Origin of the sequence: Occallatibacter sp. (assembly GCF_036502485.1) — a bacterium.
GTDB lineage: Bacteria > Acidobacteriota > Terriglobia > Terriglobales > Acidobacteriaceae > Telmatobacter.
Window position 1 is genome coordinate 65,549 of the sequence record NZ_DASXYM010000016.1, and the last position, 15,531, is coordinate 81,079.

Annotated in this window: 11 protein-coding genes and 1 tRNA gene; 7 read left to right on the forward strand and 5 right to left on the reverse strand. The window is 62.6% G+C overall.

What is annotated here, in order from left to right; all coding sequences use genetic code 11:
- Positions 1-30 precede the first annotated feature (30 nt).
- Complete coding sequence (gene rho / locus VGL22_RS02890; RefSeq protein WP_465265373.1) at positions 31-1,281, forward strand: transcription termination factor Rho; 1,251 nt, start codon at positions 31-33, stop codon at positions 1,279-1,281.
- Between the two features lie 105 nt (positions 1,282-1,386).
- On the opposite strand, the gene VGL22_RS02895 is transcribed toward rho, so the two are convergent.
- A complete protein-coding gene (locus tag VGL22_RS02895) occupies positions 1,387-3,375 on the reverse strand; it encodes a PP2C family protein-serine/threonine phosphatase (RefSeq protein WP_465265374.1) in 1,989 nt (662 codons plus the stop codon).
- A 256-nt stretch (positions 3,376-3,631) separates the two neighbouring features.
- Here VGL22_RS02895 and VGL22_RS02900 point away from each other — a divergent pair, with 256 nt between their 5' ends.
- Both VGL22_RS02900 and VGL22_RS02905 read left to right on the forward strand, forming a co-directional pair.
- Positions 3,632-4,504: a transporter family protein gene (locus VGL22_RS02900; RefSeq protein WP_465265375.1), complete on the forward strand. Its 873-nt coding sequence runs from the start codon at positions 3,632-3,634 to the stop codon at positions 4,502-4,504.
- Positions 4,505-4,585: 81 nt separating this feature from the next.
- Positions 4,586-4,661 (forward strand) — tRNA-Ala (locus VGL22_RS02905).
- A 162-nt stretch (positions 4,662-4,823) separates the two neighbouring features.
- Here the strand turns inward: VGL22_RS02905 and VGL22_RS02910 are convergent.
- The 3 genes from VGL22_RS02910 to VGL22_RS02920 are packed head-to-tail and all read right to left on the reverse strand — an operon-like array spanning position 4,824 to position 7,814.
- Complete coding sequence (locus VGL22_RS02910) at positions 4,824-5,945, reverse strand: NAD(P)/FAD-dependent oxidoreductase (protein ID WP_465265376.1); 1,122 nt, start codon at positions 5,943-5,945, stop codon at positions 4,824-4,826.
- Between the two features lie 32 nt (positions 5,946-5,977).
- The gene (locus VGL22_RS02915) at positions 5,978-6,754 is read right to left on the reverse strand and encodes a methyltransferase domain-containing protein (RefSeq protein ID WP_465265377.1); all 777 of its coding nucleotides are present in this window, start codon (positions 6,752-6,754) and stop codon (positions 5,978-5,980) included.
- Complete coding sequence (locus VGL22_RS02920; protein WP_465265378.1) at positions 6,744-7,814, reverse strand: type III polyketide synthase; 1,071 nt, start codon at positions 7,812-7,814, stop codon at positions 6,744-6,746. The genes VGL22_RS02915 and VGL22_RS02920 overlap by 11 nt, the downstream gene beginning before the upstream one ends.
- Before the next feature lie 352 nt (positions 7,815-8,166).
- Between VGL22_RS02920 and VGL22_RS02925 the strand changes: the two genes are divergently transcribed.
- The 4 genes from VGL22_RS02925 (at position 8,167) to VGL22_RS02940 (ending at position 13,609) form a co-directional block, all read left to right on the forward strand.
- Positions 8,167-10,542 (forward strand): PAS domain-containing sensor histidine kinase, encoded by a 2,376-nt coding sequence (locus VGL22_RS02925; RefSeq protein WP_465265379.1) that lies wholly within the window; start codon positions 8,167-8,169, stop codon positions 10,540-10,542.
- A gap of 473 nt (positions 10,543-11,015) precedes the next feature.
- A complete protein-coding gene (locus VGL22_RS02930; protein ID WP_465265380.1) occupies positions 11,016-12,464 on the forward strand; it encodes a UbiA family prenyltransferase in 1,449 nt (482 codons plus the stop codon).
- Between the two features lie 271 nt (positions 12,465-12,735).
- Positions 12,736-13,119 (forward strand): ArsR/SmtB family transcription factor, encoded by a 384-nt coding sequence (locus VGL22_RS02935; RefSeq protein WP_465265381.1) that lies wholly within the window; start codon positions 12,736-12,738, stop codon positions 13,117-13,119.
- A complete protein-coding gene (locus VGL22_RS02940) occupies positions 13,100-13,609 on the forward strand; it encodes an SRPBCC family protein (protein ID WP_465265382.1) in 510 nt (169 codons plus the stop codon). The genes VGL22_RS02935 and VGL22_RS02940 overlap by 20 nt, the downstream gene beginning before the upstream one ends.
- Before the next feature lie 108 nt (positions 13,610-13,717).
- Here VGL22_RS02940 and VGL22_RS02945 read toward each other — a convergent pair whose 3' ends face one another.
- Entirely contained in the window at positions 13,718-15,280 is a 1,563-nt protein-coding gene (locus VGL22_RS02945) for an acido-empty-quinoprotein group A (protein ID WP_465265383.1), read from the reverse strand.
- Between the last annotated feature and the right edge of the window lie 251 nt (positions 15,281-15,531).

Genomic DNA, 15,531 nt, shown 5'->3' on the forward strand with positions numbered 1-15,531 from the left:
CATCACAATCCCGCCCACCCGCAGGTGAATATGACCATCGCAGAGCTTAAAGAAAAAAACATCACTGAACTGAGCCGCATTGCGCGCACCCTCGAGATTCCCGGCGCCAGCGGCCTTCGCAAGCAGGATCTGATCTTCAAGATTCTCCAGGCGCAGAGCGAAAAAGAAGGACACATCTTCGCTGAAGGCGTCCTTGAAATCCTTCCTGACGGCTACGGTTTCCTTCGTTCTCCTGACTACAACTACCTGCCCGGCCCCGACGACATCTACGTCTCGCCCTCGCAGATCCGCAAGTTCGACCTCAAGACCGGCGACTCCATCAGCGGCAACGTCCGGCCCCCCCACGAAGGCGAAAAGTATTTCGCACTCGTCAAGATTGAAGCCATCAATTTCGAGTCGCCCGAAGAAACACGCAACAAAATCCTCTTTGACAACCTGACGCCGCTCTATCCGCAGGAACGCATCAAGATGGAGACCGTGCGCGAAGCCGTCTCCGGCCGCGTCATGGACCTGCTCACCCCTGTAGGCAAAGGCCAGCGCGGTCTCATCGTCGCTCCGCCGCGGACCGGCAAGACGATGCTCCTGCAGTCCATCGCCAACTCCATCACGACGAATCATCCTGAAGTCGTTCTGATCGTCCTGCTCATCGATGAGCGCCCTGAAGAAGTCACTGACATGCAGCGCTCCGTCAAGGGCGAAGTCATCAGCTCCACCTTTGACGAACCGGCCGCCCGCCACGTGCAGGTCGCCGAGATGGTCATCGAAAAGGCCAAGCGCCTCGTCGAGCACAAGCGCGACGTCGTCATCCTCCTCGACTCCATCACCCGCCTCGCGCGCGCTTACAACACCATCGTGCCGCCCTCCGGCAAGGTGCTCTCCGGCGGCGTCGATTCCAACGCCCTGCAGCGCCCGAAGCGCTTCTTCGGCGCAGCCCGCAACATCGAAGAAGGCGGCTCGCTCACCATCATCGCTACCGCCCTCGTTGACACCGGCTCGCGCATGGACGAAGTCATCTTCGAAGAGTTCAAGGGCACCGGCAACATGGAAATCATCCTCGACCGCAAACTCGTCGACAAGCGCGTCTTCCCGGCCATCGACATCCAGCGCAGCGGCACCCGTAAGGAAGAGCTGCTCATCCCCAAGGAAGACCTGCAGCGCATCTGGGTCCTCCGCAAGGTGCTCAATCCGCTCTCGCCCGTTGAAGCTATGGAACTCCTCATCAGCCGTCTCGAGAAGGTCCGCAACAACGCCGAGTTCCTCCAGAACATGAACCAGCTCTAGCCGGACTCGTTCCCAAGGCTCGGTTGGCCGGGGTTTCCCCCGGCCTTCGCCTTTGTTCCCTACTTGTCCAGGCTGCCGTCCTTTAGCGCCCGATCCATAAGTGGACTATCGCTGCCCAGCCGCTACCAGCGAAATATGCTCCGGTCGGGCTGCAGCCCCTTCCGTCCTTGCCTTCGCCCGCTCAATCACCACCACCGTAATGTCATCATTCTGCCCAAACGCGCTCGCCGCATCGGCAATCTCTTTCGCGCTCAACCGCGACAACTGCTGCACCCGCTCAAATCCCAGCAACTCGCCGCGTGCATTCTGCGCCTCCAGCACCCCATCCGAATAGAACGTCAGCCGCGCCCCCCCATCCAGATACACCGCTTGCGACGCATACTCCACCCCCGGCGCAATCCCCAGCGGCAGCGCTCCCTCCACGTCCACCTCGCACCCGTTCATATACGGTGCGGGATGCCCCGCGCTCGCCAGCAATCCCGTTCCGTCCGTGTGCAGATAAAGCGCCAGGCACGTTGAGAATCCCCCTCCCGTCCGCCCCTGCATGCGCTCATTCATGTGCGCAAGAATCTCCGCCGGATCCGACGTCACCTGCGCCAGCGTCCGTATCGAACCCACCAGCACCGCCACCATCATCGCCGCCGGCAGCCCCTTCCCCGCCACATCCCCCAGCACCAGCAACAGCCCTCCGTCGGGAGCCGGCCATACCTGAAAGAAATCTCCGCCCACCTGCTGTGCGGGCCGGTACACCGTCTCCACCGTAAACCCCGGAACCACATCCTGCGCCGGCGGCAAAATCACGCTCTGCACCTGCCGCGCGGCTTCCAGATCGTGCTCCATCCGCGCCTGCTCGCGGCTGATCCGAATCGTCCGCAACACCAGGATCAATGCCAGCGAAATCCAGAACAGGCCATTCGAAATGTGCGTGAGCTGTACATTGAATGGTCCCAGCCGATAACTGGTCCAGGCCACGCCCAGGTTATACGCCCATGTGCTGTAGCGCGGCACCGCTCCCATGGCGTCGAAGAACAGTTGCAGATTCGCCTCCAGGGCCTGCAGCAGCGCAGGAATCAACAAGATTCCCGCCTCCCGGTTCCCCCGCCGCCAATGCACCAGCAGCACAATCGGGAGCGCAAAGTAAGCCGCCGCGTACAGCGGCACAGACAGCGCAATCCGCAAACCCGGACGCATCCACTCGTAGTCCCTGCCCACCACCTGGATCAACGAAAGCCCCGCCGCCACCAACAGCGCCACTGCCACCCGCCGCGGCATCCTGATCCGCAGAAACGCCAGGTACATGAACACCGGACCCAGCAGCACCCACAGCAGCAAAACACCGTCCAGGCACGTCGCCCACTCCAGGGGCAGATTCTGCACCCGCAGCAGCGCACTCCACACCAGGTCCACCAGGTACCCCAGCGCCACCACCGCCATCCACAGGTATTCGGTCCGGTCGCGCTGCACCCAGTACAATCCCAACGCCATGATCCCGGTGATCAGCCCCAGCACCACGATCAAGGCATACCCGGCAAAGCTTGAAATCCACGCCAGCCACAGATAGTCCTGCAGCTGCGGCCGCCGCCCCACCATCAGGTTGTCGTAGTAGAGCCCCGGCAACGCGCTCGACCACTCCCCCCGCGAAATATGCACGCGCAATGCGAGCACCAGCGTCCCCGTCTCCATATCGGCCCAGTCGAATGCCGCGATCCTTCGCGCCGAATCGGTGTACGGGTGGTACGGCGCCACACTGCCCGCCCGCAGCAACCGGTCGCCGTTCACGTATATCTCGAACGCATGCGACAGGTGCTCAACCTCCAGCGCCAGCCCCGACTGGCGCGAAGACACCTTCAAGCGGATCCGGTACCACACAACCTCAGGACGCTCGTCGGGCAAATACTCCACCAGGCTCTTGTACGGATCCACCAGCAGCCACTTTGAGTCATCGAAATCAGCTTTGGCCCATGCCGGATTATCCCCCGCTTGCACCCTCCAGGCGGCATCCACGTACACCGGCTTCTGGATATCGCTCGCATCAAATACCTGCGCCCCCGCCGGGCTCCCCGTCGCAACCCACACGATCGCCAAAAACCCCATGAACACTAGGGTTTTGCACGCGAATTCAAAACCGCGGACGCGCATCTTCTTCACCCCGGACCCGCAGAGATCCAGCTACCGTAGCACGCGGCCGGCTGCCGCGCAATCGGTAGAAATGCTGTAGCCGCGCCCTCCCGTTGACCGCGCAATCCGTCCCGTGCCATCCTCTAAGGCGACTGACTCTCCTTCCCTTTCCTGGAGGATCGATCGTGAGGCCTTCCCTTATTCGCCCCTCCAGGCATCACCGGGACATTCGATGAGGAGAATCTCCCATCCGGCATTTCTGGTCACCATCGCTCTTCTGGCATGCTTCGCGACCCGGCTCCGCGCCCAGGGGCCGCCCTACCAGACCGATGATCCCGTTCCCGTGGACTTCCAGCACTACGAGTTCTACATCTTCGGCGCCGCCGACGGCACGCCCGTGGAGATGGATTCTCTAGGGCCGGCCTTCGAATTCAACTGGGGCGCCATTCCCCGCGTCCAGCTCCACGCAGTTCTTCCCTTCGGCGTGGCCGCCCCTCTGAACCGTCCCGTCTACCTGCCGTCAGGCACAGGCCCCACGGAGTTCGGCCTTCTCGATATGGAAATCGGAGCAAAAATCGCCATCATCAAGGAGTCGAAACACGTCCCCCAGATCGGCACATTCACCATGGTTGAGCTGCCCGCCGGGAATGCCGACAAAGGCTTGGGAGTTGGCACAACCTGGTACAAAATTCCGCTGTGGATGCAAAAAAACTTCGGCAAATGGCTCGTCGATGGCGGCGCCGGTGAGACCATCATCCCGCAAACCGGCTTCCACAACTTCCCCTACGGCGGATTCCTGGTCAAGCGGCAATTGAGCGAGCGGCTCGAGCTCGGAGTCGAAGCCTTCTCCCACGGAGCCGAAGGCCCCGCCCCCCCGCAAATCGAAGCCTCCACCATGATCGACGCCGGCGGATACTACCACTTCAAACGCAACCCCAATCAGCAGCTCCTCTTCTGTTACGGCCATTCTGTGGCCGGCCAGACCGAGAACTACGCCTACCTGGGGCTCTACTGGACCTGGGGCAAAGACAAGAAAGACAATCAAAACCCGCAGAACGGCTCTGCTTTCCTTGGGGACGCGAACCATCCATCGACGCTCCGCTGAATGACTTTCTCCGCGTCCCGAATCAGGTTCACCGGCCTTTGCCAAATTCCCTTCGGCTGCTAAGATAGGGAAGTCACCTGTGGGGCTGTAGCTCAGCTGGGAGAGCGCCTCGTTCGCAACGAGGAGGCCAGCGGTTCGATCCCGCTCAGCTCCACCAATTCCCTCCTCTATCCGGCTTGTCATTTCATCTGCTTGTCATTCTGAGCGAAGCGAAGAACCCGCTTTTGCTTGCACTTGCCTTTGCTCTTGTTTTTCTTGCCTGTCATCCCCCAAGGGGATCTGCTTTTCTTCCGCCACAACCGCCCCGCAAAGATGCCGCTCAGACCCCTTCCACCAGCATCGCTCTCGCCGGAATCCGCGTAGCCCGCGCAATCGACCCCAGCACCATCGGCAACATCGCCATCGCCATCGGCGCCACCAACCGCGCACCCCCACTCGCCATTAGCCGAGATAGCGCCGTCGCAATCCGCATCCCGCCCCGCAACTGCGCCGCCAGCTCCCGCTGATACGCGTCCACACTCGCACCGGCCAGCATTCTCTCCACCGCCATGCTCGCCGAGTGCAGCGCGATCGCCATCCCATCCCCGGTAAACGACGGAATCACTGCCACCTGGTCGCCCACGCGCCAGCACCCATCCGCCTCCCGCGCCATGTACCCGTAAGGAATGGCTGCAATCGCCATCGGCCGCTCCCACGCCGCCGCCGCGCCCGTCAGCCTCTCGTTCAGCAAGCGGTTCTGCGTCCGCATGTGCACAAGCAAGCCAGGCCATCCGCCCACGCGCTGCAACAACTGCCGCCGCACCACCGCCGACAGATTCGCCGCTCCGTCCTCCACCGTCACCAGCCCGCCATATCCCCCCGCAAACTGGTGCAATTCGATATGCCCCGCCAGTTCCCGCGCTGCGCCCGCCGCCAGCCGCCACCGCATCTTGAACCCCACAAGGTCGTTCTGCCTGCCCTGCGCACGCATCCATCCACGCACATCGTGCTTCCCGCTCGCCAGAACCACCTGCTCCGCGCGCACCATCTCGCCGCCATCGGTAAACGCCTGCCACGCCCCGTCAGTGCGCCAGAGCTGTTGCACCGTCACACCCCGCCTCACCGTGCAGCCTCGCTCCTCCGCGCGCAGCAGCAACTGCTCATCCAGAACCGCGCGCGACAGCGCCAGCGCAGGAAACGGCAGCTCCGTCTCAACCACCCGCGCGCCCGCTGAAAACCGCATCCCTCTCACCGGCTGCGCGCCATACCGCAGCGGGTCCACGCCACCGCTGCGTAGATACTCCACCGCTTCCGCGCTCAGAAATTCGCCGCACACCTTCGGCCGCGGCCCGCGCTCACGCTCCACCAGCAACACCGCGCGCCCGGCCTCCGCCAGCCGCAGCCCTGCCATCGCCCCCGCCAGCCCCCCGCCAATCACGAAATACTCAACCGATTGCGGCACGTTGACCTACTCCCTAATCCCTGGTCCCTGCTCTATCTCATCCTCCCCACGCACAGCCGCGCCGGCTTGTACGGCAAGATTTGGTACTGGCTCTCCGCGATACCTGACTCGCCGCACAGCCTTCGCCAGTCCGCCGCCTGAAACGCCCGCGCGAACGACACCGGCCCGTCATGCTGCACAAACCGGTGCAGCCCCATCACCCGCGCAAACCAGCCAAACAGGTGGTAAGGAACCGCCGCCCGCGAAAGGTCATTGATAAACCACCCCAACCTCGCGTGCTCCTCCATCCAGCGCACAAACCGGACCACATCCCCATCCCGCAGATGATGCGCAAACAGCGCGCTCACCACCACATCCACGCGGTCTGCGCTGGGATATGCGAAAACGTCCCCCGCCACCCACCGGATCCCGCTCCCTGCCGGAGTTGCCTCTTCCGCAATCGCCACAATATCCGGATTCAGATCGAGTCCGATCAGCTCCACGGCCACTCCGCGCCGCCGCGCCCATTGCGCAATCCGCCGCAGCCCATCGCCATACCCGCAGCCCACATCCAGAATCCGCACCGGCCCTTGCCCACTCAGCCGCCCGTCCCGGCGCAACCCCTCCAGCCACTCCAGCGTCGGCCTGTACCCCAGAAACCACCGGTTCACCCGCGCCAGATCGCGCAGGCAAGCCCGCATGTCCTCCCGGCTCGAGGGCTGATCCATCAGCTCCGCAAACTCATCCAGATCCGCCCGCCGCGAAAAATCCACCGGCCCTATTCGCCCCCCACTCCCTATTCCCTGTTTCATGGCGCCGCTAGGCGCCATGAAACAACATCGTCTCCGCCGTCACTCCCGGCCCAAACGACATCGCGCATCCCTGCTGCCCAGCCTTCGCCTCCGCCATCACCTGCTGAAGCACAAACATCACCGTCGCTGACGACATATTCCCGAACCGCGACAGAATGTCCCGAGAGAAGCGCAGTGCCTCTGGCGGCAGTTCCAGCCCCTGCTCCACCGAATCCAGAATCGTCCGCCCGCCCGGATGCACTGCCCACAGATCGATCCCCTGCGCCCCGCGCCCGCGCGTCACTTCCTGACCCAGGCCCTTCATCGCCCGCTTGATCTCACCGGGCACCTGTCCGGAAAGGTGCATGTCGAACCCGCCGTTCCCGATCCGCCATGTGATCAGGTCACTGGTCTCCGGCAGCCGCACCGCCAGAAAGCTGTCCATCGCCAGCCCCTGCGGCTCCGCGCTCACCAGGCTCGCCGCACACCCATCCGCAAACAGCAGGAACGACAACACCTGCTCCAGCTCCGGAGTCTCCTGGAAATGCAGCGAACACAGCTCCAGATTCAGCACCAACACCCTCGCGTCCGGCTGCGCGCGCACAATATAGTTCGCTGACTTCAACGCGTTCACCGCCGCATAGCAGCCCATGAACCCGATCATGGTTCGCTCCACGGACGGATTCAGGTCCAGCAGCCGGATCACATCGAAATCCAGCCCCGGCGCATACAGTCCGGTGCACGACGTGATAATCACGTGCGAGATGCTGCGCCGCTCCTCGTCCGTTACGCACAGCCGCTTTAGGGCGCACTCCGCCAGCCGCGGCGCAAACTTTTCGAACACCTGCATCCGCCGTCCCGTCGTAGGAAAGCTGCCCGGAACGTAAATCTCCTCGGCATCCCGCCACAGCTCGCCCTCGCTCTTCACGGGCTCCACAAACGAGTACCGATGGTCGATCGCTGAGAGCCGCACCATGCGCTTGAACAGGTTGCGCACTGTGCCCTCCGGCAGCATGGTTTGAGCAAAATCCACAAAGGCCCGATGCACATCGTGCGGCGGGACGGCGGTCGCGATCCTGTTAATAAATCCTGTTGTCATGGCGTCGAGTTTCCCAGGCCGGTTGAGAAGGATAGGCTGTAATGGTTCCGTTGGAGTAGAACCAGTTGGTAGTGATCCAGAAAACTCCGGAGAGGTGCAGCCCCTCCTGGCGTTCTGCTAAAAAGACGGCAACCGCTCGCACCTCGGTAGCCGGTCCCCTCATCTTACTCCGGCTCGAGCAACGAAAGCTGAATGGAACCGGTGGCATAACTGCACCTCTTTTCAGCATCCAACAAAAAATAAGGTGCCGTTGTAGCGAAATCGACAGCCGGGGTTTGCGCGCGGGTCCGATGTGCGCGTCAAGCTCGGCTCTGATCGCCTTTTCCGGTTGAATCTACAGGAGATGCCCAGAATGATCCCGAACGGATTGACACCAACCGCGCTCCCCACCGCGGCTCCGACCCGTTCCGGCTCGGACCGCATCAAGGGAGCCGGTCAGATGGCCGATCTCGTCCGCGCCTTGGACTGGGCTTCCACACCCCTCGGCCCTGTCGACTGCTGGTCCGCCGAACTGGTGGCCATCGTCAATCTCACCCTGAGTTCTCCCCACCCCGCGCGAACCCTCTGGGGCGAGGACCTGATCCTCATCTATAACGACGGCTACAGCCACATACCCGGCAAGCGCCACCCTGAAGCCCTCGGCAAGCCCGCCCGCGAGGTCTACCGCGAATCCTGGGGCGTCGTCGGCCCCCTGCTTGAAGAAGCCTTCGCCAGCGGAAGCACCTTCTCCTACGAGCGCCTCTGCGTCCCCATCGAAACACCCGACGGGATGAAGGACTTCTACCTCAACTACTCCTACAGCCCTGTCTTTGCCGACGGCCGCGTGGCCGGTCTCTTCGGCCTGCTCCATGACGTCACCGATGAAGTCACGGCCGCCCGGTCGCGTCGCGAGAATGAAGCCCGCGCCTGGCGCGTCCTGCAGAGCATCGCCGACGCCGTCATCGTCACTGACGCCGAAGGCCGCATCGTGCAAATGAACAGCGTGGCCGAGAGGCTCACCGGCTGGAACCTCGTGGAAGCCGCCAACCAGCCGCTCGCCGACATCTTCCGCATCGTCGATGAAGAGACCGGCCATCCCATTGAAAGCTCGGCGGAAGAAGTAAAACACTTCGGCTCCGCCGTCACGCGCGACCGGTGCCCTGTTCTGCTGCGCCGCAACGGCTCTGAGATCGTCATCGACGAAAGCGCCTCGTCCATCTTCGATGACCACGGCGCCCTCACCGGCTCCGTGCTCGTGTTTCGCGATATCACTGAACGCCGTGCCGCCGAGCGCGATCGCGCCGACCTCGCCCGTCAGCTCTCGCTCGTCCTCGACGCCACCACCGACGGCGTGCTCAGCATCGACCGCAACTGGCGCATGGTCTATCGCAATCGCCGCGCCCAGGACATGCTGCGCGCCAGCGGCGAACTCACCGCTCGCCTGTTCTGGGAGGCATTCCCTGAAGCCGTCTTTGAAGGATCGCCCTTCATCGAGCACTACTACCGCGCCATGGATCACGGCACCCCCGGGACCTTTCAGGCCTTCTATCCCGCCCCCCACAACGCGTGGTACCGTATCTCCGTCCAGCCCGCCGAACATGGCATCGTCATCTTCTTCCGCGATGTCACCTCCCAGCGCCGCGAGGCCGAGGCCCTGCGCGAAAGCGAAGCCCGCCTCAAAGCGATGTATGCCACCAGCCTCGAATACATCGGACTGCTCACCCCCGACGGCCTGGTTCTCGAGTGCAACCGCGCCTCCCTCGCGTTCGGCCCCATGCGCCGCGAAGAAGTGATCTCCCGGCACTTCGCCGATACGCCCTGGTTCGTCCACACTCCCGGCATGTCCACCCTGGTCCGCCGCGCCATCGCCCAGGCCAACACCGGTTACACCTTCCGCTCGGAGCTCACCCTGATCCGCCCCTCCGGCGAACCCGTGGTGTTCGACTTCTCCCTCACCCCCGTCCGCGACGAGTCCGGACGCGTCATTTACATCGTGCCCGAGAGCCGTGACATCACCGAGTTCAAGCGCGCCCAGTCCGCCCTGCTCAGCAGCGAAAAGCTCGCCGCCGTCGGCCGCCTCGCCGCCTCCATCGCCCATGAGATCAACAACCCCCTCGAATCGGTGATGAACCTCATCTTCCTCGCCCGCCACGCGGAAGGCGCTGACGTGCGCGGCTATCTCGATCTCGCCGACCAGGAGATCCGCCGCGTCTCCATCATCGCCAACCAGACCCTTCGCTTCCACAAGCAGTCCTCGCACCCGCAGCCCACCACCAGCGCTGATCTCTTCGCCACCGTCATGCGCATCTACGAGGGCCGCCTGCGCAACGCCCACGTCCACATCGACCAGCAGTTCCGCACAGAACAACCCGTTCTCTGCTTTCAGGGCGATGTGCGCCAGGTCCTCAACAACCTCGTCTCCAACGCGCTCGAAGCCATGCCCTTCGGCGGCCGCCTCATCATCCGCAGCCGCAAAGGACGAAACTGGAAGACCAACGAGCCCGGCATCGTCCTCACCATTGCCGACACCGGCACGGGCATGTCGCGCGAAACCCGCAAGCACATCTTTGAGGCCTTCTACACCACCAAAGGCACCGCCGGAAACGGCCTCGGTCTCTGGGTCTGCCAGGAGATCGTCAACCGCCACCACGGCGCGCTCCACGTCCGCAGCAGCCAGCGCGAACCCCACAACGGCACCGTTTTCTCCCTCTTCCTCCCCTTCCAACACCAGCAGCAGCGCTGCGAGTAATCATTCCCGCAACCTTGTTATTCTGAGCGCGGCGAAGAACCCCCTTCTGCGCCTCCTCCCTCATCAACGAACCCCCCGTGCCCCATCCCGCGCCTTTTTCCTGGCGCGAGGGTGGGAAACCACGAACCCGACCGCTGCGGTCTCGCGGTACCCCAGGTCTTGATTCTGAGACTTGGGAACTACTACCCATCCGCTGCCACCCGGCACCACCCCACGAAACTTACCCCCTCACTCCGGGTTTCACTGAACAGGGCATTACATACCCCTGAATCACCCTGCTTATCAGGGGTTTGCACCCATTTGTATACTGAAAGAGGCTCAGGTTCCCTGCACACCGGCCAAAGTGCTTTGTAACCGGCATCGCTTGATTCGTGCCGGCAGGTCGACCACTCAATGAGCGCGGGCTTTAGCCCTGCGAAAGATCGATCCGCCAAAACGGCTCCATACGACAGCCCGCACAGAAAGGAGGACCATTGCCACCCCCCGCCACTTACACCGCGGCCCGTCCGGCTACGCTCACTCCTCTCTGTGTCGACCTCGACGGAACCCTGGTCAAATCCGACACCCTCATCGATTCCCTGCTCGTCCTCCTGCGCTCCAAGCCCTTCACCGCCCTTCAGCTTCCCGCCCAGGTCCTCAAAGGCAAAGCCGCCTTCAAAGCCTTCGTCACCCATACCGTCTCGCTCGACGTCACCCACCTGCCTTATAACCGCGACCTCCTGCATTACCTTCAGGCCGAGCGCGCCAAGGGCCGCGACATCTATCTCGCTACGGGCGCCGACCAGCGCCTCGCCCAGCGTGTCGCCGATCACCTCGGTATCTTCGCCGGCGTCCTCGGCAGCGACGGCGCCACCAACCTCACCGGAAAAAACAAGCTCGAGCGCCTGCGCAGCCAGTTGCCCGGCGAGTCCTTCGACTACATCGGCAACGACACGCCCGACCTCCCCCTCCTGGCTCACTCCGCCGAGCCCATGGTCGCCAACCCCACCCTGCGCCTCCGCCTCAAGCTCGGCTCCATTCACCCCGTGCGCCGCTTTGACCAGCGCGCTCATCCCCTGCGTTCCTTCCTCAAAGCCATCCGCGTGCACCAGTGGGCGAAAAACGCCCTCATCTTCTTCCCCCTCCTGCTCGCGCACGATTTCCACCCCCAGCGCCTGCTGAGCGCGCTGCTCGCCTTCGCGAGCTTCAGCCTCGCCGCCTCCGCCACCTACATCGTCAATGATCTGCTCGACATCGAAGCCGACCGCCGCCATCGCCGCAAGCGCATGCGCCCCTTCGCCGCCGGCGACCTGTCTGCTACGCAAGGCTTCGCCATCGTCGCCTCGTTCCTCGCGCTCGCCGCGCTCGGCGCCGGCTTCCTCCCCACTGCGTTCGCTCTCTGGCTCCTGCTCTATCTCGCCACCACCATCGCTTACACCGGCTATCTCAAGCGCGTCCCTCTGGTCGACGTGCTCATCCTCTCCGGCCTCTACACCCTCCGCCTGCTCGCCGGCAGCGCCGCCACTTTCACCCCCATCTCCCACTGGCTCGCCGGCTTCTCCATCTTCCTCTTCCTCTCCCTGGGCATCGTGAAGCGCTTCGCCGAGCTCGAAAACCTGCGCGCCAGCGGAACCCAGCCCAGCAACGGCCGCGGCTATTTCCTCACCGACCTCGAGCAGCTACGCACCTTCGGCACCTCCAGCGCCTACGCCGCCGTCGTCATCTTCGCCATTTACATCAGCGGCCGCGACGTCACCAAGCTCTACCACAATCCCAACTACCTATGGTTCGTCGTGCCGCTCATGCTCCTCTGGCTCAATCGCGTCTGGCTCCTCGCCTCTCGCGGCAAGCTCGACGAAGATCCCGTCGTCTTCGCCATCACAGATCGCATGAGCCTCCTCATCGGCGTCGCCACCGCCGCCATCGTCTTCCTCGCCACCTAACCCCCCGCCCACATCCCCCAAACAAACCTTGTCATTCTGAGCGCCGCGAAGAACCCGCTGTTCGCTTTTCGCTTTTTGCTTTGGCTTTTCTTCTCTGTCATTCCCGCAGAGAATCTGCTTCTCCCCCAAACCTTTTCATTCTGAGCAGAGCGAAGAACCCGCTTTCCCGCCTCTCCCTCCGCCACACCCCCCCGTGCCCCATCCTGTCGCTTTATTTCTGGCGACAGGATGGGAAACCACAAACCCCAATCGGCGATCGCAACAATCCCAATTGACATTCACCCAGACAATTCACTACCATGTGGTTGTGGATTATCTCGGCACGACATTTGCGGCTCTGTCTGATCCAACCCGGCGGGCAATGATCGAACGGCTCTCCCATGGGCCTGCCTCTGTGCGTGGACTGACGGAACCGTTTGCACTCTCGCAGCAGATGATTTCAAAACATATTGCCTGCCTGGTGCGGGCGCGGATTGTGACCAAGACCAGGCGTGGACGAGAAAGCGTGTGCACGCTCAGGCCAGAGACGATAAAGACAGTCAGCGACTGGGCTAAAAACTATCGCCGATTCTGGGAAGAGAGTTTCGACAAGCTGGACGTGGTGGTGAAGCAGATGAAAAAAGCGGAGGTCAGAAATGACAAAAGACGTGGTTAACGAGTCCGAGCGGATGGTTGTCACAAGAGTTTTTGATGCCCCACGCGAGTTGGTTTGGAAGGCGTGGACTGACCCGGAATATGTCATGCAGTGGTGGGGACCAAAAGGTTTTACAGCGCCTTTTTGCAGGATAGACTTCCGCGTGGGAGGAAAATTCCTCTGCTGCATGCGATCGCCGGATGGGCAGGATTTCTGGAGTGGTGGTGAATACCACGAGATCGTTCCGCACGAGAAGATTGTTTATTCCATGTACTTTTCCGACCCGGATGGAAACAAGGTCGAGGCCGAGCAATACGGAATAGAACATGAGGCCATAGAGGGTGCGCACGATGTAGTTACTTTTGAGGATTTCGGAGACGGTCAGACAAAGCTCACCCTTGTTGGAAATGAAACCATGGAGAGCGCGAAAGACAGCGGTCAATTGGAAGGCTGGAACGAGATACTCGATAAGGTCGCAGCGGTTGTTGCAGGGCTGGCGCAGGCGAAATGAGACGTTGAACCGAGACCGGTCTAAGGGCGGCGGAGCAGGTTTGATTGAAACTTGCTCCTCCTCCCTTGGCCGGATGATCGCAGCGGCATCAGCGCGATCTCGCCCCGTCTACTTCCCGCGCGCCCCCGCCGGCAGCGCCCACGCAAACATCACGCCCCCGCTGCCGCTCACCACATACTGCCGCCCATCCAGCTCATACGTAATCGGCGACGTCTGCATCGGGGCTCCCGTCTGCGCATGCCACAACGTTTTCCCGTCCGCCGTCGACAGCGCCAGCATGTTCCCCGTCGAATCCCCGGTGAACGTAAGCCCCGCATCCGTCGTCAGCACGCCCGCTCCGGCTCCCGGCCCCACATCATGCCGCCAGCGGATCTTCCCCGACTGGTAATCGATGGCCTGGATAAAGCTTTGCCCCCACAAACCGTAGTCGGCCCCGGCCCAGCCGTACGCGCCATCCTCCGGCTTGGTGAAGTAAATGCTGTAGCTGAAACGCGTGTCCACGATGAACAGCCCGGTCTTCGGATCAAAGCTCGGCGAACGATAGTTGGTCATCCCGCCTTCATCCGGTGCAATCAACCGCCCATCCCGCTGCGGGTCCTTGTCCGGGTTCGGAATCGGACGCCCATCCTTGTCCACGCCCGACGCCCAGTTCACCGGCCCGTAAGGCACCGTCAGCAGGCTCTTCCCATTGGTCCGGTCCAGCACAAAGAAGTATCCGTTCCGCGAGCTCTGCATCAGCATCTTCCGCGGCTTGCCATGAAAGTCCGCATCCACCAGCACCGGCGTCTCCACCGCATCCCAGTCATGCGTATCGTGCGGCGACGCCGAGAATCCCCACGCCAGCTTGCCCGTATCCGGATCGAGCGCCACAATGCTGCACGTCCACGGATTGTCCCCCGGCCGCGCCGTGCCGTTCAACACCGGCGTTGGATTGCCCGTGCCCCAGTACAGCAGATTCAGCGCGGCATCATACGTGCCCGTCATCCACGTCGTGCCCCCCGTCCCCACCTTTGACTCCTCAGCCGGCGGCGTCGCCAGCCACTCCCACTGCAGCGCGCCCGTATCCGGATCGAACGACCGCAGCAGCCCCGGCAAGTTATCCAGGTCCCCGCCCACGCCCGCAATCACGTGGTCCTTCACCACCAGCGGAGCCATCGTCGACCAGTAGCCCTTCTTCACATCGCCGATCACCTTGTCCCAGCGCACGCTCCCATCCTTCGCATTCAGCGACAGCAAATGCGCATCCGGCGTCGTGAAGTAAAGCCACCCCTTGTACATCGCCACCCCGCGATGCCCAATGTGCTCGCCCTCCCCTGTCGGATGTTTGTAATGCCAGAGCATGTGCCCGGATCGCGCATCCACTGCCCAGATGTTGTCGGGCACCGTGAAGTAAAGAATCCCATCCACCAGCAATGGCGAAGACTTGATCGACGCCTCCTGGTTGGTCTGAAACGCCCACGCCAGCCCCAGAGTATTCACGTTCGTACTCGAAATCTGGCTCAGCCGGCTATGACGCTCGCCAGAATAATCCCCGTGATACTGCGGCCACGAGTCGGACGAAGGATGCAGCAATTGCGCAGAGTCCAGCTCCTGCCCCGCCCACCCGCGCGACCCGCCACCCAGCGCGAAAACCACCCCGGCAACCACCACCACCCATCGAAACAATCTCATTAGAAAAACGACCTCTCCTTGCAAGCTCTCTCAAGCGCACCACAGCGCCGCCAAAAACAATTCCGATTGTCAAAGCTTTCCGCGTCTGGCCCGAACAGGCCGTTGCGCCGCCGCGCCCACATCCAATTGGGGAATGCGGAATTCCAAAGCTATTCCGGCTCAACACGTTCGTCAGCCCAAAAGTCTATCGGGCCATCCTCAGCCCACGCAACCAGCCCCCCAAAAACAAAGGCCCCGCGAACACTCACCCG